This is a genomic window from Rhodococcus globerulus (assembly GCF_019334125.1).
Classification (GTDB): Bacteria; Actinomycetota; Actinomycetes; order Mycobacteriales; family Mycobacteriaceae; genus Rhodococcus_F; species Rhodococcus_F globerula.
On sequence record NZ_CP079698.1, the window covers coordinates 5,673,274 to 5,693,785 of the forward strand.

General features: G+C 62.6%; 20 protein-coding genes. 11 read left to right on the top strand and 9 right to left on the bottom strand.

From position 1 onward, the window contains the following. Positions 1-78: 78 nt before the first annotated feature. The 8 genes from KYT97_RS25950 to KYT97_RS25985 are packed head-to-tail and all read right to left on the bottom strand — an operon-like array spanning position 79 to position 7,205. Positions 79-915, bottom strand: coding sequence for a DegV family protein (locus KYT97_RS25950; protein WP_219111008.1), 837 nt, complete (start codon positions 913-915; stop codon positions 79-81). Positions 916-919: 4 nt separating this feature from the next. After that, positions 920-1,687 carry a diglucosylglycerate octanoyltransferase gene (octT, locus tag KYT97_RS25955; protein ID WP_095885909.1) on the bottom strand — a complete coding sequence of 256 codons (768 nt, stop codon included), beginning with the start codon at positions 1,685-1,687 and terminating at the stop codon, positions 920-922. Then, on the bottom strand, positions 1,674-2,348 hold the full coding sequence (locus KYT97_RS25960) for a histidine phosphatase family protein (RefSeq protein ID WP_095885908.1): 675 nt from the start codon (positions 2,346-2,348) through the stop codon (positions 1,674-1,676). The genes octT and KYT97_RS25960 overlap by 14 nt, the downstream gene beginning before the upstream one ends. Next, entirely contained in the window at positions 2,345-2,791 is a 447-nt protein-coding gene (gene rsfS, locus KYT97_RS25965; RefSeq protein WP_033232927.1) for a ribosome silencing factor, read from the bottom strand. The genes KYT97_RS25960 and rsfS overlap by 4 nt, the downstream gene beginning before the upstream one ends. A gap of 36 nt (positions 2,792-2,827) precedes the next feature. Further along, positions 2,828-3,529: a nicotinate-nucleotide adenylyltransferase gene (gene nadD, locus KYT97_RS25970; protein WP_072782446.1), complete on the bottom strand. Its 702-nt coding sequence runs from the start codon at positions 3,527-3,529 to the stop codon at positions 2,828-2,830. A gap of 20 nt (positions 3,530-3,549) precedes the next feature. Next, positions 3,550-5,007, bottom strand: coding sequence for a vWA domain-containing protein (locus KYT97_RS25975; RefSeq protein WP_172936700.1), 1,458 nt, complete (start codon positions 5,005-5,007; stop codon positions 3,550-3,552). A 9-nt stretch (positions 5,008-5,016) separates the two neighbouring features. Then, positions 5,017-5,898, bottom strand: a complete 882-nt coding sequence (locus tag KYT97_RS25980; protein ID WP_033232924.1) for an AAA family ATPase — start codon at positions 5,896-5,898, stop codon at positions 5,017-5,019. 41 nt (positions 5,899-5,939) lie between these two features. Then, positions 5,940-7,205, bottom strand: coding sequence for a glutamate-5-semialdehyde dehydrogenase (locus KYT97_RS25985; RefSeq protein WP_219111009.1), 1,266 nt, complete (start codon positions 7,203-7,205; stop codon positions 5,940-5,942). 123 nt (positions 7,206-7,328) lie between these two features. Between KYT97_RS25985 and KYT97_RS25990 the strand changes: the two genes are divergently transcribed. Further along, entirely contained in the window at positions 7,329-8,432 is a 1,104-nt protein-coding gene (locus KYT97_RS25990; RefSeq protein ID WP_219111010.1) for an NADH:flavin oxidoreductase/NADH oxidase, read from the top strand. Positions 8,433-8,449: 17 nt separating this feature from the next. Here the strand turns inward: KYT97_RS25990 and KYT97_RS25995 are convergent, their stop codons facing one another. Beyond that, complete coding sequence (locus KYT97_RS25995) at positions 8,450-9,172, bottom strand: GntR family transcriptional regulator (RefSeq protein ID WP_033233170.1); 723 nt, start codon at positions 9,170-9,172, stop codon at positions 8,450-8,452. A gap of 170 nt (positions 9,173-9,342) precedes the next feature. Here KYT97_RS25995 and KYT97_RS26000 point away from each other — a divergent pair, with 170 nt between their 5' ends. From KYT97_RS26000 to KYT97_RS26045, 10 genes are all read left to right on the top strand, one after another. Next, positions 9,343-10,320, top strand: coding sequence for a BMP family protein (locus tag KYT97_RS26000; protein WP_092808688.1), 978 nt, complete (start codon positions 9,343-9,345; stop codon positions 10,318-10,320). A gap of 3 nt (positions 10,321-10,323) precedes the next feature. Then, positions 10,324-11,826, top strand: coding sequence for an ABC transporter ATP-binding protein (locus tag KYT97_RS26005; RefSeq protein ID WP_219111011.1), 1,503 nt, complete (start codon positions 10,324-10,326; stop codon positions 11,824-11,826). Next, positions 11,823-12,899: an ABC transporter permease gene (locus tag KYT97_RS26010; RefSeq protein ID WP_245005928.1), complete on the top strand. Its 1,077-nt coding sequence runs from the start codon at positions 11,823-11,825 to the stop codon at positions 12,897-12,899. The genes KYT97_RS26005 and KYT97_RS26010 overlap by 4 nt, the downstream gene beginning before the upstream one ends. Further along, a complete protein-coding gene (locus KYT97_RS26015; RefSeq protein WP_219111012.1) occupies positions 12,896-13,825 on the top strand; it encodes an ABC transporter permease in 930 nt (309 codons plus the stop codon). Before KYT97_RS26010 ends, KYT97_RS26015 begins: the two co-directional genes overlap by 4 nt. A 10-nt stretch (positions 13,826-13,835) precedes the next feature. After that, complete coding sequence (locus KYT97_RS26020; protein WP_033232908.1) at positions 13,836-14,813, top strand: ornithine cyclodeaminase family protein; 978 nt, start codon at positions 13,836-13,838, stop codon at positions 14,811-14,813. Further along, on the top strand, positions 14,810-15,244 hold the full coding sequence (locus tag KYT97_RS26025) for a nucleoside deaminase (RefSeq protein ID WP_116102853.1): 435 nt from the start codon (positions 14,810-14,812) through the stop codon (positions 15,242-15,244). The genes KYT97_RS26020 and KYT97_RS26025 overlap by 4 nt, the downstream gene beginning before the upstream one ends. 219 nt (positions 15,245-15,463) lie before the next feature. Continuing rightward, positions 15,464-16,909 carry an MFS transporter gene (locus KYT97_RS26030; RefSeq protein ID WP_219111014.1) on the top strand — a complete coding sequence of 482 codons (1,446 nt, stop codon included), beginning with the start codon at positions 15,464-15,466 and terminating at the stop codon, positions 16,907-16,909. Further along, complete coding sequence (locus KYT97_RS26035; protein WP_219111017.1) at positions 16,906-17,772, top strand: ribokinase; 867 nt, start codon at positions 16,906-16,908, stop codon at positions 17,770-17,772. The genes KYT97_RS26030 and KYT97_RS26035 overlap by 4 nt, the downstream gene beginning before the upstream one ends. Positions 17,773-17,775: 3 nt before the next feature. Then, positions 17,776-18,252, top strand: coding sequence for a GyrI-like domain-containing protein (locus KYT97_RS26040; protein ID WP_219111020.1), 477 nt, complete (start codon positions 17,776-17,778; stop codon positions 18,250-18,252). Positions 18,253-18,291: 39 nt separating this feature from the next. After that, on the top strand, positions 18,292-20,391 hold the full coding sequence (locus KYT97_RS26045; RefSeq protein WP_095887773.1) for a RecQ family ATP-dependent DNA helicase: 2,100 nt from the start codon (positions 18,292-18,294) through the stop codon (positions 20,389-20,391). Positions 20,392-20,512 lie beyond the last annotated feature (121 nt).

Here is a 20,512-nt window from a genome sequence, read left to right on the forward strand (position 1 = left end):
GCTAGCGAGCGGCCACTGATCTGTGCAGCGAGAGAAATCGTGTTGGGGATAACTGGCAGTCTGTGGATAACCGACTGGTCAGGGCGCATCTTCCGGAAGTGGGCACACCACGACACCGATCGCACCCACACCTACGTGCACGCCCAGGACTGCGCTGAAATCGGTGACCACGGTTTCGGCGACATTCGGGATTCGCTCGCACAGTTGTGCGGCGATGCCCTCGGCTCGTTCCCGAGCTTTCATGTGATGGACGGCGATGGCCACGCGGCTGCGCCCCGCTCGCTCCACTGCCGCATCAACCAATCTCGCGAGCGCTTTGGTGCTGGTGCGAGTTTTTTCTTTCAAGACCAGTTTGCCGTCCACCAGGTGCAGCAGCGGTTTCATCGCCAGGGCGGTACCCAACAACGCTGCCGCGGTACTGATCCGGCCACCACGACGCAATTGGTCGAGCTTGTCGACGAAGATGAAGGCGCGCCCGCGTTCGGCAACGTCGACAGCGCGGTCGTACACGAGGTCGAGCGGAGATCCGGTCGCTGCGAATCGTGCCGCTTCCAAGGCCGGGAACCCCAAACCCATACCGGTGGACGCTGAATCGACGATGCGTACCTTGCCGCCGAATTCCTCCGCCGCCTGCCTCCCGGCGTCCCAGGTGCTCGAAAGTTGCCGCGAGATGTGGACTGCGACAACACCGTCGCCCTGGCTCAGGTCCAGTGCGCGCCCGTAGGCCTCGGTCAGCTCTGCCGGTGAGGCACCAGCCGTCGAGAGCCCGGACAGGTCGTCGGGAATGGTGTCGACGCCTTCGAGGAAATCAGTGCTGTCCCGAAGGATGTGCAACGGAACGACTTGAAGCCCACACGCTTCGGAAGATTCGTGTGGGACGCAGGCAGACGAATCCGTGACGACGACAACTGACACTTCGCTACCCGACCTCACTCGCGGACGTGGGCGCACGCTGAGCTTCGGCGGCGCGAATTGCGGCAGTCATGGCCCGGGCGACACCGATGTGTCCGTCCCAACCCCAGTGAATTCCGTCCGGGTTGCCATTGTCGGAGAACACGTTTTCACGTACCGCGTCGGCAAGATCCACAACAGGTACGTCTTTGGCTGTTGCCCATTCGGTGATCGCAGATACTGCGGCCGGACGACCGGCATGGACACTCGCGTACGCGTCACTGCGATGCACGGACGGCAACGTCGCGATCATCGGCAGTTCGGGACGCATGTATTCCAACGCGTTTCGTGAGCTCTCGAGGTATTCGACGCTCAGCTTCGGTGGCAGCGCCACGGGGCGGCCGAGTGGTGCCAGGCGCGGTTGAAGCCACTGGTATCCCTCGCGGACCACGCGCCGTAGGGCCGGTGGCCGCACGTAGCGGATGGTTTCGCGCAACGCGGTGGGCAACGGTGACGGCAGAGAATCCATACCGCCGACGGCAAACACAACAGCCCCGGCGCGCGGGACAGCAGCCCACACTCGTGGGTCCTGGGTCAGCGCCCACCACGCGTCGCGACACGTCCAGCCGATGCGCGCGACAAGCTCGACGTCCCACCCCAACTCCTCGGCGACGAGGTTGGGCCAGATCCGGGGATGGTCGGCGGCCAGTCCGCCTTTGGGGCCGAAATACGACAGCGAATCGGCAATAACCAGAAGGACGGGGCGCTGCCCGTCGGCACTCTCAGAGGACGTCATTTGCGACACTCGCAGAAGCATTCCATACGTCGAGTCGCCATTCGATGGAAGCCGGATTTCCGTGTCCGCTGAGCTGAACCCAACTCGTATTTCCGAGACCGCCCAGAATCGCCCAGCGGTCGATCGGCAAGTCGAGCAGTGCGGCGGTCAACGCCGCGATCAAGCCGCCGTGTGCCACCAGGACAACCGGCCTCTCGGCCCAGTCGGGAAGTGCCGCCAGAAGTTCCGTCACCACCGGCACACTGCGCCTCGCAACGTCGATGCGGCTTTCACCGCCAGGCGGGGCCAATGTCGCGTCAGCTCGCCACGACGCCCGGAGCCCAGGTGTCTGCTCGTCGACGTCGCTGTGGGTCAATCCCTGCCAGCCGCCGAGGTGCGTCTCACGCAGACGCGTGTCGGTGAGGACCGGAAGCCCGGCCGCATCACCGACAGCGACTGCCGTGAAGTACGCGCGCTTGAGGTCCGAGGACACGATAGTCAGCGGCGCACGGTCGGCGATCACCGGACCAGCACTCTTCGCTTGCGTGCGCCCCAACTCCGACAAGTCGGTGTCGAGTTGCCCCTGCATCCGAGAATCGGCGTTGTACACGGTCTGCCCGTGGCGGAGCAGAATCAGCCGCCGCACAGGATTCGACGCCGCTCCCGGCGCCGAGGAGGTCACAGTGAAGGTTCCTGCGCGTCCGGCTCGGCAACCGTGTCGGTGTCGAACACTGTGTGTGCGTCAGCCGGTCCCGGGATGTTCAGGCCGAGTCCTTCGACCTCGACTGCCGGGCAGTCCTTCCACAGACGATCGAGAGCGTAGAAATTGCGCTCCTCGTCGTGCTGCACGTGAACAACGATCTCGGCGTAGTCGAGAAGTGCCCAACGACCCTCGCGGGTGCCTTCACGACGGATCGGCTTGTGGCCGGCCTCGCGGAGGCGATCTTCGATGTTCTCGACGATCGAGTTCACCTGACGCTCGGTAGCGGCGGATGCGATGACAAAGCAGTCCGTGATGACCAATTGCTCGGACACATCGAGCACCACCACTTCAGTGGCCAGCTTCTCGTCGGCTGCCAGGGCCGCGATGCGTGCCATGTCGATGGCTTCGGTTGTTGCGCTCACTCGATGTTCTCCAGTTTCGTCTTCTTGGTATTGCTTCTAGTTCGAATCGGCCGTCTTGCCAGGCGCCGGTTCCGACATGGTTGTCGCACCGTCACGGCGCTCCGCGTCGACAGGTCGATACAGGTTCCGCTTCGAGATGTACTGCACCACTCCATCCGGTACGAGGTACCAGACAGGACGGTCTTCGCTTGCTCGACGCCGACATTCGGTCGACGAAATGGCAAGAGCCGGGATCTCGATCAACGTCACCGCATCGGCGGGCATCGTGTCGAGGTGAGCGGCCAGGTGCTCGGTGTTGAGATCGAAACCCGGTCGCGATACTCCGACAAATTTTGCCAATGCGAACAACTCTTCCCAATCTTGCCAGGAAAGGATGCTGGCCAGCGCATCGGCACCAGTGATGAAGAACAGTTCCGCGTCCGGATGATAAGCCCGCAGGTCGCGAAGTGTGTCCACGGTGTACGTCACTTTTTCACGGTCGACATCGACCCGGGAAACGGAAAACCGCGGGTTGGAGGCGGTGGCGATGACCGTCATGAGGTACCTGTCCTCTGCCGGGCTGACGCCTCGAGCCTCCTTCTGCCACGGTCGGCCGGTGGGGACGAAGATCACTTCGTCGAGTCCGAACCTGTCGGCGACCTCACTCGCTGCGACGAGGTGACCGTGGTGAATGGGGTCGAAAGTGCCGCCCATCACGCCGAGGCGTCGAGCACGTTCCACCGATTGTCCCTTCTGCACAGCTGCCGAGCTTACGTGTCTCACACCGGCAGCAGGCCGGACACCACGTCGGCCAGCTGCTGGGCGGAGCGGCACTCGTGCATGCTGATGACCTCGTTGTACACCTTGGCAGCCGAGTCGCCCGACCCCCACTGCCCCTTGGGCTCTGGATTGAGCCAGTGTGCGTGCTTGGCCACTGCAACCATCTGCGCGAGTGATTGCAGGTTTGGGTCGCGGTAGTTGTTGCGACCGTCGCCCAGTACCAGCAGTGATGTGCGACTGGTGATGCTCTGTGCGAACTTCTCCTGGAATACCCCGAAGGCGTGGCCGTAGTCGGAGTGACCGTCGTACGTGATCAGCTCCGCTTCACGAACCATCCGTGACATCGCGGATCCGAGGTCGGCATTCGAATCGAAGTACCGGGTGACCTCGTCGGTGGTGTCGATGAACGCAAATACGCGTACGCGGGAGAACTGCTCTCGCAGAGCGTTCACCAACAGCAAGGTGAAGTGGCTGAACCCGGCTACCGAACCGGACACGTCGCACATCACGACAAGTTCGGGACGCGCGCGTTTGGGTTTGCGCTGCACCAGATCGATCGGCACCCCGCCCGTCGACATCGATTTACGCAAGGTTCGACGCAAGTCGATGGAACCGGCTCGGCTGCGACTGCGACGGACGGCAAGTCTGCTGGCGAGCAACCGTGCCAGCGGAGTCACGTTCTTCTTGAGCGTCGTGAGTTCCGCGTCGGACGCGCGTAGGAAGTCGACTTCTTCGGCCAGCTTCGGAACACCGTAGGTGGCGACGCGCTCCTTGCCGAGATTCTCGGCCGTACGTCGACGCGTTTCCTTCTCGACCATCTTGCGGAAGTCCGCGATGCGCTGGGCCGCTGTCCGCTTGGCAACCTCCGATTGATAGTCGGAGTTGTCCTTGCCCTCACTACCGCCCTGCTGATTACCGAGTAGACCTTCGAGGATCTTGTTGAGCAGTGTTTCGGGAGCGACATCCCGCAACGCCTGGTACGCGGAGAACGACGGTCCGTTGCTCGACTGGTACTGCCCCAGCTCTTCGACCATCGCGGCAGTGAGAAGCTCGGTCAGCTCCATGGCCTCATCGCTGCCGTCGGTCAGCAGTTCGGCGATCAGCTCCCGCAGTGCCTGTAGATCGATGCTGCCGTCAGGCTTACGAGGCAGGCTGACGTCGACGTCGCCGACCGCACGGTCGCCGATCGCCCGCGGGAACCACAGGTCGAAAACGGCGTCGAAGGTCGCGCGATGGGTGGGCCGGCGCAGCAGCGAACAGGCCAGCCCTTCGCGGAGAGCTTCACGATCGAGGAGATCGAGAACCGACATGACCTGGCCGGCGTCGACGGTCTCGGAGGGGCCGACCATGATGCCGCGTCGGCGAAGGGCCTCGACAAAATCGACGAGGTGACCTGGCAGACCGTATGGCGCCGCCAACCCACCCGGCTTGATCGGTGACGTACCTCCGAGTGCCATGACCAGACCTCAGTTCAGCCGAAGTTCGGCGGTGGCTCGCACCTGATCGGACTGGTGCTTGAGGATGACGCCGAGTGTTGCGCGTACGGCGTCGTCGTCGAGTGTGTCCATGCCAAGGGCGAGGAGCGTGCGTCCCCAGTCGATGGTTTCGGACACCGAGGGAACCTTCTTGAGCTGCATGCCGCGCAGAACGCGGATGGTGTTGACCAGCTGCTCGGCAATGGCTTCGGGCAGTTCGGGGACACGGCTGGCAAGAATGCGACGTTCGAGGTCTGCATCGGGGAAATCGAGATGCAGGAACAGGCAACGACGCTTGAGTGCCTCGGACAGCTCACGGGTGGCGTTGGACGTCAGCACCGTGAACGGCTTACGTGTTGCGGTGATGGTTCCGAGTTCCGGGATGGTGACCGCGAAGTCGCTGAGAACTTCGAGGAGCAGTCCCTCGATCTCGACGTCGGCCTTGTCGGTCTCGTCGATCAACAGGACTGTCGGGTCTTCGCGGCGAATCGCCTTGAGCAGTGGACGCGCGAGAAGGAATTCCTCCGAGAACACATCAGCCTTGGTGGAATCCCAGCTGTGGTCGGAGCCGGACTGAATGCGCAGGATCTGCTTCGCGTGGTTCCACTCGTACAGCGCACGAGCCTCGTCGACGCCCTCGTAGCACTGCAGGCGCACCAGCTCGGCGCCTGTCGTCTGGGCTACCGCACGCGCCAACTCGGTCTTACCGACACCGGCCGGTCCCTCGATGAGCAGGGGTTTGCCCAGTCGGTCGGCGAGAAACACTGCCGTTGCAGTGCCCTTGTCGGACAGGTAACCCGTCTCGGCCAAACGCTCGATCACGTCGTCGACGCTCGAGAAGAACGGTGTTGTATCGGGGAGAGCTCGGTCCACGGTTAACTCCTAAAAAGGGTGGGGCAAGTCCAGGTGAACGATCAGGCGGGTCGGGTGTGTCCGTCGCCCCAGACGATCCACTTGGTGGACGTCAGTTCCGGCAACCCCATGGGGCCGCGTGCGTGAAGTTTTTGCGTCGAGATGCCGATCTCGGCTCCGAATCCGAACTGCTCGCCGTCGGTGAAGGCAGTTGATGCGTTGACCATGACGGCTGCTGCGTCGACGCGCGCGGTGAACTCGCGGGCAGCCGAGAGATCCGACGTCACGATTGCCTCGGTGTGGCCGGTGCCGTACGTGTCGATGTGCTCGACTGCCTCGTCCAGGTCGGCAACAACCTTCAGTGCGACGTCGAGGGTGAGGTACTCGTTCGACCAGTCGTCCTCGGTGGCCGGAACGAGGCCGGGCAGATCGCCGTGAACAACAACGTCATGCATCTGCAGCGCCTGAAGCAGTGCGGGAACCGCGGTGTCGGCAATGGCTTTGTCGACCAGGATCGTCTCGGCGGTGTTGCACACGCTTGGCCGACGGGTCTTGGAGTTGAGCACAATCTTCTCGGCCATCACCAGATCGGCAGCCGAGTGTACGTAGACGTGGCAGTTTCCGACACCGGTCTCGATGGTGGGGACCGTGGCATCACGAACGACGGCACTGATCAGGCCCGCGCCACCGCGCGGGATGACAACGTCCACGAGACCGCGGGCCTGAATCAGGTGCGTCACCGTGGACCGGTCTGCGCTCGGCAGAAGTTGAACGGCGTCTTCGGGGAGCTGCTGCGCAGCCAACGACGCACGAAGAGCGACCACAAGAGCTTCGTTGGATTTGACTGCCGACGACGAACCGCGAAGCAGTGCAGCATTTCCCGACTTCAGGGTCAGACCGAACGCGTCGACCGTGACGTTGGGGCGGGCTTCGTACACCATGCCGACAACACCGAGCGGGACGCGCTGCTGACGCAGTTCCAGGCCGTTGGGCAGCGTGGAGCCGCGGAGCACTTCACCGATGGGGTCGGGTAGTCCGGCAACCTGACGCAGACCCGAAGCGATACCTTCGATGCGATCCGCTGTCAGACGCAATCGATCAAGCAGCGATTCCTCGGTACCCGCAGCTTTCGCGGTGTCGATATCGACGGCATTTGCCGTCAGGATCTGATCACTTGCGGCAAGAACCGCGTCGGCCGCGGCGTGGAGCGCGCGGTCCTTCTGTGCTGTGGTCAGCAACGCCAGGACACGCGAAGCCTTACGCGCCCGGCGGGCAGCCTCGTGCACTACGTCGCGAGTGTCCGAGCCGGTGGAAGTTACAGCAGTCATGAATACACATTAGCCATTGGCTCCGACGCGTTCCTTTCGGGAATGATTCGGACTGTTACCGCTGTTGCACGGGATCGACCACCTTCGGGTGATCCTCCCCTTCCCCGAGTCAGGAGTTACTCCGTGAGCGTGCTGTTCGAACCTCTCACCTTGCGCGGCGTCACCATTCCCAACCGCGTGTGGATGGCACCGATGTGCCAGTACTCCGCTGATGTCATCGGCGATCAGGTGGGAGTGCCCAACGAATGGCATCGAACGCATCTGGCGAGCCGAGCTATCGGTGGTGTCGGCCTGATCCTCACCGAGGCGACCGCTGTGAGCCCGGAAGGACGAATCAGCCCCGCCGATCTCGGTATCTGGAACGAGCGGCAGGCTCGCGCGTTTGCCGAGATCAACGCGCAGCTCGCGTACTTCGGAGCGGTGCCCGGAATTCAGCTGGCGCACGCCGGCCGCAAGGCGTCGACGAAGGTTCCGTGGCGTGGCGGTAGATCGCTCGACCAGGATGACCGCCTGTCCTGGACGACCGTCGCCCCGAGCGCCGTGGCATTCGGGGATTACCTACCGCCCGCGGAACTGACAACAGATGCGATTGCCGGCATCGTCGCCGACTTCGCGGCGGCAGCCACCCGCGCGCTTCAGGCGGAGTTCAAGGTCGTCGAAATTCACGCGGCGCACGGATACCTGATCCACCAGTTCCTCTCCCCGCTCAGTAACAAGCGAACGGATCACTACGGCGGCAGTTTCGAGAACCGCATCCGCTTCCTCCTCGAAATCCTCACGGCGGTTCGAGAAGTGTGGCCCGCCGAGTTGCCCCTGTTCGTCCGTGTGTCAGCCACGGACTGGGTCAGCGAGGAGCGTGGGCTCGAGGTCGGCAGTTGGACTGCGGATCAGACTGTGTCACTTGCCAACATCCTCACCGACTACGGCGTCGACCTCGTCGACGTGTCCACTGGCGGTAATTCGCCGGGTGTACAGATCCCGGTCGAGCCCGGCTACCAGGTTCCCTTCGCCCGCCGGATCCAGAACGAATCCCTGGTTCCCGCAGCGGCAGTCGGACTGATCACCGAACCCGAGCAGGCAGAGAAGATCGTCGAGGACGGCAGTGCGGTGGCCGTGCTGTTGGGACGCGAACTCCTGCGTGATCCCTACTGGGCACGGCGCGCCGCACGTGAGCTGAATGCCGAAGTAGGACCGCGAGTTCCGTCGCAGTACGCCCGCGCATTCTGAAGGCAGGCGCAGGCACCTCAGCTTCGAAGGCGGCCGCGGCGTCGAGTCTTTGTCGCTTCGACGGGATCGATGCTGCGCTCGGCCCAGATCGACGCGAGGTGCAAGCTCATTTCCCGACCGGAATGGACGTGTGAAAATGCAGATGCAGCAGCGCGATCCGGATCGCGCTCGGCTATCGCCGCATAGAGGTGTTCGTGTTCGGCGCACTGTTGTCCGGGATCACGGTCTTTGGTGAGATGAAACAGCCACTGGACGCGCGCCTCGAGTGGCCTGAGCAACGACTCGAGCAGCGGGTTCGCCGACATCTCGACAATCATCGAGTGGAACCGTGCGTTTGCCGCGGCAATCGCCGGCTTGTCGTTCAATGCGGTTGCCGCCCGCGCTGTTTCGAGCTGGGCAGAAAGCGCATTCAGCGAGTCGGCGTCCGCGCGTTCAGCGGCCAGCCTCGCTGCCAGCACTTCGAGACTCTCGCGAACATCGAAGAGGTCCCGCACGTCGTCGACGGTAAACGGAGAGACAATCGCTCCCTGCCTCGGCACCAGGACAACAAGTCCATCCTGTTGCAGCAGTGAGAGCGCCTCGCGCAGCGGGATGCGGGAGACATTCAATTCAGCAGCCAGATCGCGTTCGATCAGTCGAGCGCCCGGAGCCAGCACCAAATTGACGATGCGGCCACGAATCTCGTCATAGGCGATGTCTCGCAATGATTTTCGAGTATCCACCGGAACTTCTGTCGACACGGGCACTCCTTCGATCTTCTTCTGCACTCGAGTTGAGCGTAGCGGTGCACGATCCCCCGGGACGCGGTGTGCAGTCCCTTACGTATCGGTAACACCGACGAAATACGGGTCCTCCATTCTTCTACTTAACGGTATACCGCTAAGTGCTCGAACGAACTCAGGAGAACCCGATGAAACTTCCTCTCGCACTCGCAGCAGTCGCAGCCACCGCATTGACCTTGACTTCCTGCAGTTCAGCCGACTCCGAACCGTCGAGTGACGCCCTCTCCGTCGGCGTCTTCTTTCCCGGTTCGATCTCGGATACAGGCTTCATGGAGTCCGGCTACCTCGGCTACCAGCGAATGGTCGAGACGTACGGCGACCGGATCGACGCCAGCTACGTCGAGCAGGTCGCCGCAGCGGACTACCAGCAAGCCCTCCAGCGATTCGCGTCGACAAACGACCTGGTCATCTCCGTCGGCGGCCAAACCGACGCCGACGTCCGAAAAATCGCCGCACAGTTCCCCGACGTCAAGTTCGTCGAAATCGGCGGCCCGGCCGATGCAGTTCCGCTCGACAATCTGGCCTACTACGACCCCCAGCAGGCCGAAGCCGAATTCCTTTCCGGCGCAGTTGCTGCGAGCGTGTCCAAGACCGGCACCGTCGGATTTGTCGGTGGCGTGGAACTCCCCGCAATTGTCAACGCAGCATCGGCATTCCAATCCGGAGCCACACTGACGCGCCCGGATATTCGAGTCCTCAGCCCACAATATGTCGGCGACTTCAACGACCCAGCCAAGGCCAAGCAAGCTGCCAGCGCCGAATTTTCCGGTGGCGCTGACGTTCTCGGACAGATCGTCAACCTCGGTAAGCAGGGATTGCAGCAGGCTGCCCGCGAAGCCGGCGGCACCATGAGCGGTGGACCCATCCCCGGCGACTGCAGCGATCCCACCTATCTCGGCTACGTCCGCACCGACATCGGAACCGAAATCGAATACGCGGTGTCCTCGACACTCGACGGCACGTGGGCCGCCGAACAGGTTCCCTTCGGACTCACTTCCGACAAGGGCGGCACCGACTACGTGCTGTGCAGCAGCGACCCCGCAGCCGCGGCCGCGTTGACGAAGGCCAAGGCAACCGTGGCCGATGGCACCGTGAAGTTGTACTGACCAATGGCCACACTGACACTGAACGGCGTTGGCAAGCGTTTCGGATCGGTATCCGCGTTGACCGATGTCACGATGACCGTCGCCCCGGGCTCGGTGCACTGCATCCTCGGCGAGAACGGCGCGGGAAAGTCGACGCTGTGCAACATCGTCTTCGGCTCCACGACACCGTCATCAGGCACGATGACACTCAACGGCCGTACTTATACGCCGCAGTCCCCCGCCGACGCCATAGCTGCGGGAATTGCGATGGTCCATCAACACTTTTCCCTGATTCCGACCATGACCGTCCGTGAGAATCTCCTGCTCGGCACCAAAGGTTTTCGCCTTCCGGTCGATGCGCTGACCGCCAAGCTCGACGTCATCTCACAGCAGTACGGCTTGACCGTCGACCTCGACGCGTTGACGTCCGACTTGCCCGTCGGATCTCGCCAGAAAGTGGAAATTGTCAAAGCTCTGCTACGAGATCCCGAGCTGGTGCTACTCGACGAACCGACTGCTGTCCTCGACCCCGGTGAAATCGATTCACTGATCGGAACATGCCATGCACTGGCCGCGGCCGGCACATCAGTCGTACTCATCACGCACAAACTCGGTGAGGTCGCCCGCGCAGCCGATGCGGCAACGGTACTGCGCGGCGGAAAAGTCAGTGGCGGTGGGCTTCTCACGGAGACATCGATTTCCGACCTTCTCACCGACATGGTGGGTTCTGCTGCGCCCCTCTCCCACGCCCGGGTGGTCAGGCGCCCCGCTTCGCGCGAGCCCGGACTGACACTCGCTAACATCTCGTTCACGCGCCCGGATCGAAGCGAAGCACTCACCGGTGTCGATCTGACCGTGTATCGAGGTGAGATCGTCGGTATCGCGGGCGTCGAGGGTAACGGCCAGAGCGAGTTGGCTTCGATCCTCTCCGGCGCAATCACGGCAGACACCGGGAAAATCCTTCTCGACGCGGTGGACATCACGGGTTTCGACCCCGCAGCACGAACCAGGATCGGCCTCGGGGTGGTCCCCGAAGATCGGCACGCTGAGGGGATCGTCTCGGAGTTGACAGTCACCGACAACCTGCTTCTCGGCCGGTTGAGGGATTACACGCGGTTCGGACTGCTCGACCGCGCCAAGATGGCTGCCCGAACGGCAAGTGCGATCGACGAATACTCCATCCGCGCCGATGGCCCTGGCGCCCCGATGCACTCGTTGTCCGGGGGTAATCAGCAGAAAGTTGTACTCGCCCGCGAACTCTCGATCGACGGGCTCGCAGCGGTGGTCGCAGCGCAACCGACCCGTGGTCTCGATATCGGCGCAGTCAGCTTTGTGCTCGACAGACTCCGCCGGGTCGCCGACGCCGAGACTGCCGTGCTTGTCATCTCCAGCGAATTGGACGAACTGATGGCTGTGTGCGACCGGATCTTCGTGGCCTACCGCGGGCAGTTGCTGGGACCGATTGATGCGAATTCCGCTGCTGCACAGAGCAAGATCACCGAACTGATGATGGGAGTGGCAGCGTGAGACGACACCCACTGGTCATCGGATCGGCTGCCCTCGCGATTGCCGCACTGATCGGCCTCCTTCTCGCCGCGGCCGCCGGTGCCGGCCCGGCCGAGACCACTGAAGCACTTTTCGACGGCATGTTCGGGACACCCTTCGCCATCGGCACGTCCTTGAACAACGCAGCACTGCTCATGCTCATCGCAGCGGGCTTCACCATCGCCTACCGGGCGGGTTTGGTCAATGTTGGCGGCGAAGGCCAGATGGCCTTGGGAGGCATCTGCGCGACAGCCGTCGGTGTGTCGCTTCCGGAGGGACTTCCGGCCGGACTGGGCATCGTCCTGGTACTGGCGTCCGCTGCCGTCGGTGGCGCATTCTGGGCGTCGATCGCTGCGTACCTGAAGGTTCGGCGCGGTACCAGCGAAATCATCACGACCCTCCTCCTCAACTTCGTGGGTCTCGCGGCCGTCGTACTCGTTGTTCACGAACCTGCGCTACTGCGCCAGCCCGTGACTTCGTCCGAGACCCTTCCACAGTCCGAGCCGCTGAAAGAATCCGGCCAGCTTGCACTACTCGGCTTGCACAAGTCACCCGCAACCATCGCGCTTCTCATCGCCCTCGTCGCCGTCGTCGCAGTGGGAGTCCTGCTCCAGCGCAGCGCTGTCGGACTGAAGCTGCAATCGGTCGGCTTGTCGCAGAAAGCTTCTCACCGTCTCGGAATCCCCGTCGATCGAACCCGATTCCTGAGTCTGACTGCCGCTGGGGCCTTTTCCGGAGTCGCGGGGGGCATGATTGTCGCCACCGCACCTTTCGTTTTGGCCGAAGGTTTCTCCTCGGGATTGGGGTTCACCGGACTTGTTGTCGGCTTGCTCGCCCGCGGGTCCATGACGGCAGTCGCGGCTGTTTCCCTACTTCTCGGATTCCTCGTCTCGGGTGGCATCAATCTCCAACTGGCAGTGGGTGTTCCCGCGGCAACCGTGTCAGTAGTCGAATCCGTTCTCATCATTCTCATCGCAGGCAGCGCACTGTGGACCACGACGTCCGCCGTGCGCACGAGAAAGCCCGCACCGAGCCAGGAAGTTGTATCGGTATGAGTACTGCAGTGATCACCGGAATCGTCACCAGCGGAGTCAGCTTCGCCATTCCCCTGTTGGTTGCGGCAAGCGGCGAATCGATCAGTGAACGTGCCGGTGTACTCAACCTCAGCATGGAGGGAATGATGCTGACCGGCGCCTTCGCGAGCGTTCTTGCGACTGTTACCACCGGCTCCCCAGTCCTCGGTGTGGTGGCCGGAGTCATCGCGGCCACCGTTTTCGGCATCGCACAGGCTCATCTGAGCGTTCACCTACGCGCAGATCAGATCGTCATCGGAGTCGCCGGAAATGCTCTCGCCTTGGGTCTGACAACCTTCGGATCCCGAGTACTCCTGTCCGACGGAAAAGGTCAATCGATCGACGGATTCCACAGCGTCGATATCCCCGTACTCAGTGACATACCTTTTATCGGGCCCACCTTGTTCGGCCAGACCCTGCTCGGATATCTCAGCATCGCACTCGTCGTTGCCATGGCCGTTCTGTTCTCCAAACGGACTGTGCCCGGTCTGACCATCGACGCTATCGGCGAGGACGCACTCTCGGCCGACTGGACCGGACTACCGGTACGACGCGTTCGATATCTGTGTGTCCTTCTTGCTGCTGCCGCGGGCGGCCTTGCCGGCTCGCAACTTGCACTCTCGGAAGTTCATTCGTTCAGCGACAACATGACCGGTGGCCTCGGCTACCTCGCAGTGGTTGCCGTCATCGCCGGCGGATGGCGAATACTCGGCATCGTCTATGCCTGCGTGTTCTTCGGAATCGCACAAGCACTGCAGTTTGCATTGCCCGCTCTCGGCATCGACATTCCATACGCACTGCTCGTCATGCTGCCGTATGTCATCGCGATCGTCGCGATCAGCGGATTCATCGGGAGCCGTAGCGCACCATCCTGCTTGACCATTCCCTACACCGGCAACAGCCGATAAGGACCCATTCATGACTTTGATTCTCAACCACTCCGACATCACGACGTTGATCGACCGCAGCGAGATCTACGACGCTGTCGAGCGTGCCCATGCCGACCTGGCTCGGGGCGACGCTTTCAACCCACAACCATCCGCGATGCCGTTGCCGAACGGCGGAAACTCGATTCCGATGACTGCGGCAACAGCGCAGTCGAGTTCGGTCAAACTTCTTTCGGACATGCCTGCCAATGCCGCTCGCGGCCTGCCGACTCAGCGCTCTACGATCATTCTCTCGTGTGCGGAAACCGGCGAATGCGAAGCGGTGCTCGACGGGCGAGCAATTACCGCAATCCGTACGGCCGCAGCCAGTGCTGTTGCCACGGAATATCTTTCCAGAAAAACGAGCACCGTACTCGGCGTTGTCGGGGCGGGAACCTTGGCTGTGGAACACACGCGCGCGATTGCACGCGTTCGCGGAATCGACAAGGTTCTCGTCTGGTCGCGCTCCGCGTCCACGATCCGGACGTTCGAGGAACGTATCGCCGATTTGAACCTGGCCGTCGAGCGAGCCGAATCCCCCAGGGCCGTGACCTCGGCAGTCGATATTCTGTGCACGCTGACGCCGTCGCACTCTCCGATCGTGTCGGGAGACTGGTTCCACCCGGGCCTTCACGTCAATGCCGTCGGCGCTCCTCCGAGAGGAGATTGGCGCGAAATCGATTCTGCCGGAATGCGAGTGGCATCACTATTCGTCGACGCCACATCGACGACTCTTGCCAAATCCGGAGATGCCCTGCTCGCTATTGCCGAAGGCGCCATCACCGCTGAAGACCTTCACACCGAAATCGGACACGTCATCACCGGACAGAAGCCTGGGCGCACATCGAGCGACCAGATCACGTTGTTCAACTCGGTCGGAATCGGCCTTCAAGACCTTGTCACCGCTCGAATACTGCTCTCCCGTGCCCGCGCAGCCGGCGTGGGAACAGAATTGGATTTGACGGCATGAACGACATCCACCTCCGCCGGGCAATCGCACTCGCGGCCGAAGCCGCAGGTGGTGGCAATCGGCCGTTCGGCGCCGTACTCGTCGGCGAGAACGGAACCGTCATTGCCGAAGGCCGCAACGAAGTGACGTCTTCCGGTGACCCGACGGCACATGCAGAATTGGTCGCGATCCGCGGCGCCGCAAACGGTTCCACTACAAATGCGACGATGTTCGCGAGCGGTGAACCGTGCCCGATGTGCAGCGCCGCAATGGTGTGGGCGGGCATCACCCACATAGTTTTTGCGGCGACGGAATCAGAGTTCTCGAAAATCCTCGACGGCGGTCCGCGATTCAAGCTGGGATGCGCGGAGATCATCGCCGCCGCAGATGTCGAAGTTTCCGTCATCGGTCCGCTCCTCGAAGCCGAGTCCCTCGCCGCCATGCGGGGGTGAGGCTGATACCGTGAATGTCTTACTTGCCGGACGTCCGGAGCCCCACCAGGGCTTCGGACACTGCCGCGAGCCAGAGCCGAGCGACGGGGGTCGCATCGAGCCACAGGGCCCGCGGACATCATGTTCCCAACCGGCTCATCGGCGAGTGGGCAAGACAAAGATGCGTGCATCAGGTACGTGCCCCGCTCGGTTCGATGATTGCGCTGGGGAGCGCATGTCATGACAACACCAGAGAACTCGATCAGCGCTCTCGAAGTGGCCGAATCACCTGATGTCACCGTCACCGACGACGCATCGGTGAAACGGGCAGTCAAAGCGACCATGCTCGGAAATGCCATGGAGTGGTTCGATTTCGGCGTCTACGCCTATCTGGCCACCACTATCGGCAAGGTATTCTTCCCAGAGGCCAGTGGCAGTGCGCAATTGCTGTCGACCTTCGCGATCTTCGCTGCTGCCTTCATCGTCCGGCCATTGGGTGGCCTGTTCTTCGGGCCACTGGGTGACCGCATCGGCCGCAAGAAAGTCCTGGCCACCACCATAATTCTGATGGCCGGCAGCACCTTTGCCATCGGTCTCGTACCGAGTTACGAGTCCATCGGCATGGCGGCGCCGATACTGCTCGTGCTCCTTCGCCTACTGCAGGGGTTTTCGACTGGCGGCGAATACGGCGGTGCCAGTACGTTTGTCGCCGAATACGCCCCGGACAAGCGTCGCGGCTTCTTCTCCAGCTTCCTGGAATTCGGCACCCTGGCCGGCTATGTTGCAGCAGCCGGCATCGTGACGATCATCCAGACAGTGGTCAGCCCGGAAGAGCTCCTCCAGTGGGGCTGGCGCATACCGTTTCTCCTTGCCGGGCCTCTCGGCCTGATCGGCCTCTACCTGCGCCTTCGACTCGAGGAGACGCCCGCGTTTCAGCAGATGGAACAGGCCGAAGAACATTCTCTCGCCGACGAATCCACGGGGAAGAAACTGCGCGAAACGCTGGTCGAGAACTGGCGACCACTTGTTCTGTGCATCGTGCTCGTCGCGACCTACAACATCGCTCACTACGGCCTGCTCAGCTACATGCCGACCTATCTGACAAATACCCTCGGCTACGACGAATCCCACGGACTGGTTCTCATGATCGTGGTGATGCTCGTCATGATGGTCGGCATCAGCTACGTCGGAAAATTATCCGATCGGGTGGGACGTAAGCCGTTGCTGCTCAGCGGTTTCATCGGATTCTTCGTGTTGTCACTGCCCGCGTACCTGCTGATCGGAGTGGGCAACTACGTCACCGTTTTCCTCGGACTCGCCATTCTCGGCGGACTGCTTCTCCTGTTTGTCGGAGTGTTCCCCTCGGTCCTTCCCGCACTGTTCCCGACCGGAATCCGATACGGCGGCTTGGCAATCGGATACAACCTTGCCGTGTCGATCTTCGGCGGCACCACTCCCCTGGTCTTGACGGCACTCGAGAGTTCGACCGGTAGCAATCTTGTCGCGCCGATGTACATGATGATCGCCGCAGTCATCGGCGGCATCGCGGTGCTGATGATTCCGGAAACAGCGCGCAAGCCACTCGAAGGCTCACCACCGGCGGTGTCCACCGACGAAGAGGCCAGGCGGATCATCCGCAGGGTTCGACGGAAGAAAACTGCTGCCGCCGATAACCTGGAGGTATGAGCAAGCCCCGCATTGTTGTCGTCGGCAGCATCAACATGGACCTGACCACCTCGGTCCCCCGATTTCCTGCCCCCGGTGAAACCCTGCTCGGCACTGCCTTTGCCACTACGCCAGGTGGCAAAGGCAGTAATCAAGCGATCGCGGCAGCAAAGGCAGGCGGTGACGTCACGTTCATCGGCGCAGTCGGCGACGACGGTTTTGCTACCCAATTGCGGAGCACTCTCGCCGACGCCGGGGTGGATACCTCACTGCTGCGTAGCGTGAACGGTGCCAGTGGAGTTGCCGCAATTACCGTCGACGCTGACGCCGAAAACAGCATCATCGTGGTTGCCGGCGCAAATGCTTCCGTCACCGAGTTGACCGAACACGACCTCGGTGCCATCGCTGGCGCGGATATCCTGCTGTGCCAGCTCGAAATTCCCCTTGCCACTGTTACCGCCGCGGCGCGACACGCCCGGCGCAACGGCACCGTCGTCATCCTCAATCCCTCACCGGTGCAGGACCTTCCGGAAGAGCTGATCGGCTCGGTGGACATCCTGATCGTAAATCACACCGAATCGACCCAGCTCGGCTCGGTCACCGATCGAGTTCCGTACCTCGTCACAACACTGGGCGCGGGTGGTGCCGATCTGCGCGAGCGCGACACGACCGTTCACGCGGATTCCCCGACGGTGACGCCCGTAGACACCACCGGCGCGGGTGACGCCTTCACCGGTGCCTTCGCGGTGGAATGGGTACTCGACAGCGATCGCGCTCTACACTTTGCCGCCATCGCAGGCGCTCTCGCAACTACTGTGAACGGCGCAGCGGTGTCATCGCCGACCCGATCCTCCATCGAGCGTCACTTACCGAAACGAGGCTGAAAGATGACCGACTACGAAGTTTCCGTGAAGTCCGTGCCCACCGTCCGGGTGGCGGAGTTGACCGGCACCGCCGAAGCCATGGACCCGTCGTCGATCGGCCCGGTTGTCCAAGGACTCTACGACCAGCTCAGCGCCGGATTAGGACGCGCCGGTCTGGTTCCGACCGGCCCCGCGATCGCGTACTACGAAGATGCCGATGACGGGGCGAAGACCGTCGTCCACGCCGCTTTGCCAGTAGAAACGGACCCCAGTGACGAATATGACTTCACCGTGACCGATCTGCCTGCCGAACCCCAGATGGCGACGCTTCTGCACACCGGGTCGGTGGACAACTGCCTACCCGCCTACCAGGCACTTGACCACTGGATCAAGCAGGGCGGATACCGCGCAACCGGGCCGAGCCGCGAGGTGACCTTGGCGTTCACGGGTGACGCCGACGGCTGGGTAACCGAACTTCAGCAGCCGATCGAGAAGGTCTGAAACGCCCACCTGTCGGTGCCGTCCTGCACCATGGAAGCCATGACCGCCACCACTGCACCCGTACTGCGCGATGAAGCCGAGCGTCTGCTCCGTGAACTCGCCGGGCCAGACGCCCGCCTGCGCGAGGACCAGTGGACGGCTATCGAGGCTCTGGTGGTGCAGCGCAAGCGCGCGCTGGTGGTGCAGCGCACGGGCTGGGGTAAGTCCGCGGTCTACTTCATCTCCGCGAAGTTGCTACGTGCGTCCGGTCACGGCCCGACTGTCATCGTCTCGCCACTGTTGGCCCTGATGCGCAACCAGGTTGCCTCGGCCGAGCGAGCGGGTGTTCGAGCCGCCACCATCAACTCCGGCAACGTCACCGAGTGGGACGACATCCACGCGCGGGTGGCTGCCAACGATCTCGACGTTCTACTGGTCAGCCCAGAGCGTCTCAACAACCCCGACTTCCGCGATCAGGTGCTGCCGTCATTGGCAGCTGATGCGGGCCTCGTTGTGGTGGACGAAGCGCACTGCGTGTCCGACTGGGGTCACGACTTCCGTCCGGACTACCGGCGCATCCGCACCTTGATCGCCGAACTCGGCGACGGCATTCCCGTCCTCGCGACAACGGCTACGGCCAATGACCGGGTAGTGGCCGACGTCTCGGCACAACTGGGTGTTGGCGGCGAGGAAACACTGATCCTGCGCGGCGGACTCGAGCGAGAATCGCTGCACCTGTCCGTCGTGCACATTCCCGAGGCAACAGCGCGCGCAGCCTGGCTTGCGCAGATGCTCGACACCTTGCCGGGTTCCGGCATCATCTACACCCTCACCGTCTCAGCTGCACGAGATCTGGCAAGTCTGTTGTCCGAGCGTGGGCATACTGTCGCCGCCTACACCGGACAGACCGACCCCACCGAGCGCGAATCCCTGGAACAGGACTTGCTGGGCAACCGCGTCAAAGCTCTGGTTGCAACGTCTGCACTCGGAATGGGTTTCGACAAGCCGGATCTCGGTTTCGTGATCCATCTCGGCGCTCCGTCGTCGCCGATCTCGTACTACCAGCAGGTCGGCCGCGCCGGCCGATCGACCGATCGCGCCGACGTCATCCTGCTTCCCGGCGCCGAAGACAAGCAGATCTGGAGCTACTTCGCGTCGGTTGCCTTCCCTCGCGAACACCTGGTACGCAGTGTGATCGAGCACCTGGACACCGAAAAGGCAACATCGACACCGGCATTGGAACCCCTTGTCGAACTGAATCGCACGCGCCTGGAGATGGTGCTCAAAGTGCTCGACGTCGACGGAGCCGTCAAACGTGTCAAGGGCGGCTGGATCAGCACCGGCGAACCGTGGGTCTACGACGCCGAACGCTACGGCCGTCTCGACGAAGCTCGCCTGAGCGAGCAGGCCGCCATGGTCGAGTACCAGAGCATCACCACCTGTCGAATGACTTTTCTCCGTGAACAACTCGACGATCCCGGACTCACGCCGGACAACTCGCAGTGTGGACGCTGCGACAACTGCACCGGTCAGCGGTACGACACTTCCGTCGACAGCGCAGCGCTCGACGAGACTCGGGCGCGCCTGCAGCGGCCCGGTTTCGACCTCGAACCTCGCAAGATGTGGCCGACCGGGCTGAGCAAACTGGGAGTCAACCTTTCGGGAAAGATCAAGGACGGGCCCGAATCCGGACGCATCCTCGGACGCCTGTCGGACCTGGGCTGGGGCCAGCGCCTGCGCGCGTTGCTCGACGGCCCCGATGCCGAGGCGCCGGACGCCGTGGTCAGCGCCTGCATCAGCGTGCTGGCGGCCTGGGATTGGGCCGAGCGACCCACCGGTGTGATGGCGCTCGAATCCCACACTCACCCACTGCTTGTCAGCAGCCTCGCAGCAAAGCTGGCTCAGGTGGGTCGACTCACAGATCTGGGTGTGCTGTCACTACGCCCAGAACACCCGCCCGTCTCAGCGGCAAACTCCGCCTATCGCGTAGCCGGATTGGTTGACGCCTGGGATGTCCCGGATATGAGTGCCCACAGCGGGCCAGTGCTCCTGGTCGACGCAACGGCCGACACCGGTTGGACTTTCACGATGGCAGCCCGCGCATTGCGTCAAGCGGGCGCACATTCGGTACTCCCACTGGCGCTCGCGAGCCCCAAATAGTCGCTCGGACAACACCAAAAGTTACACAATGTGAGGACCGTCACATACATGGCCTCACCTGGGCCGTACCCGCTTCCACACGGCCCTAAACGGACATCTGCATGACTTCTGTGTCGATGCT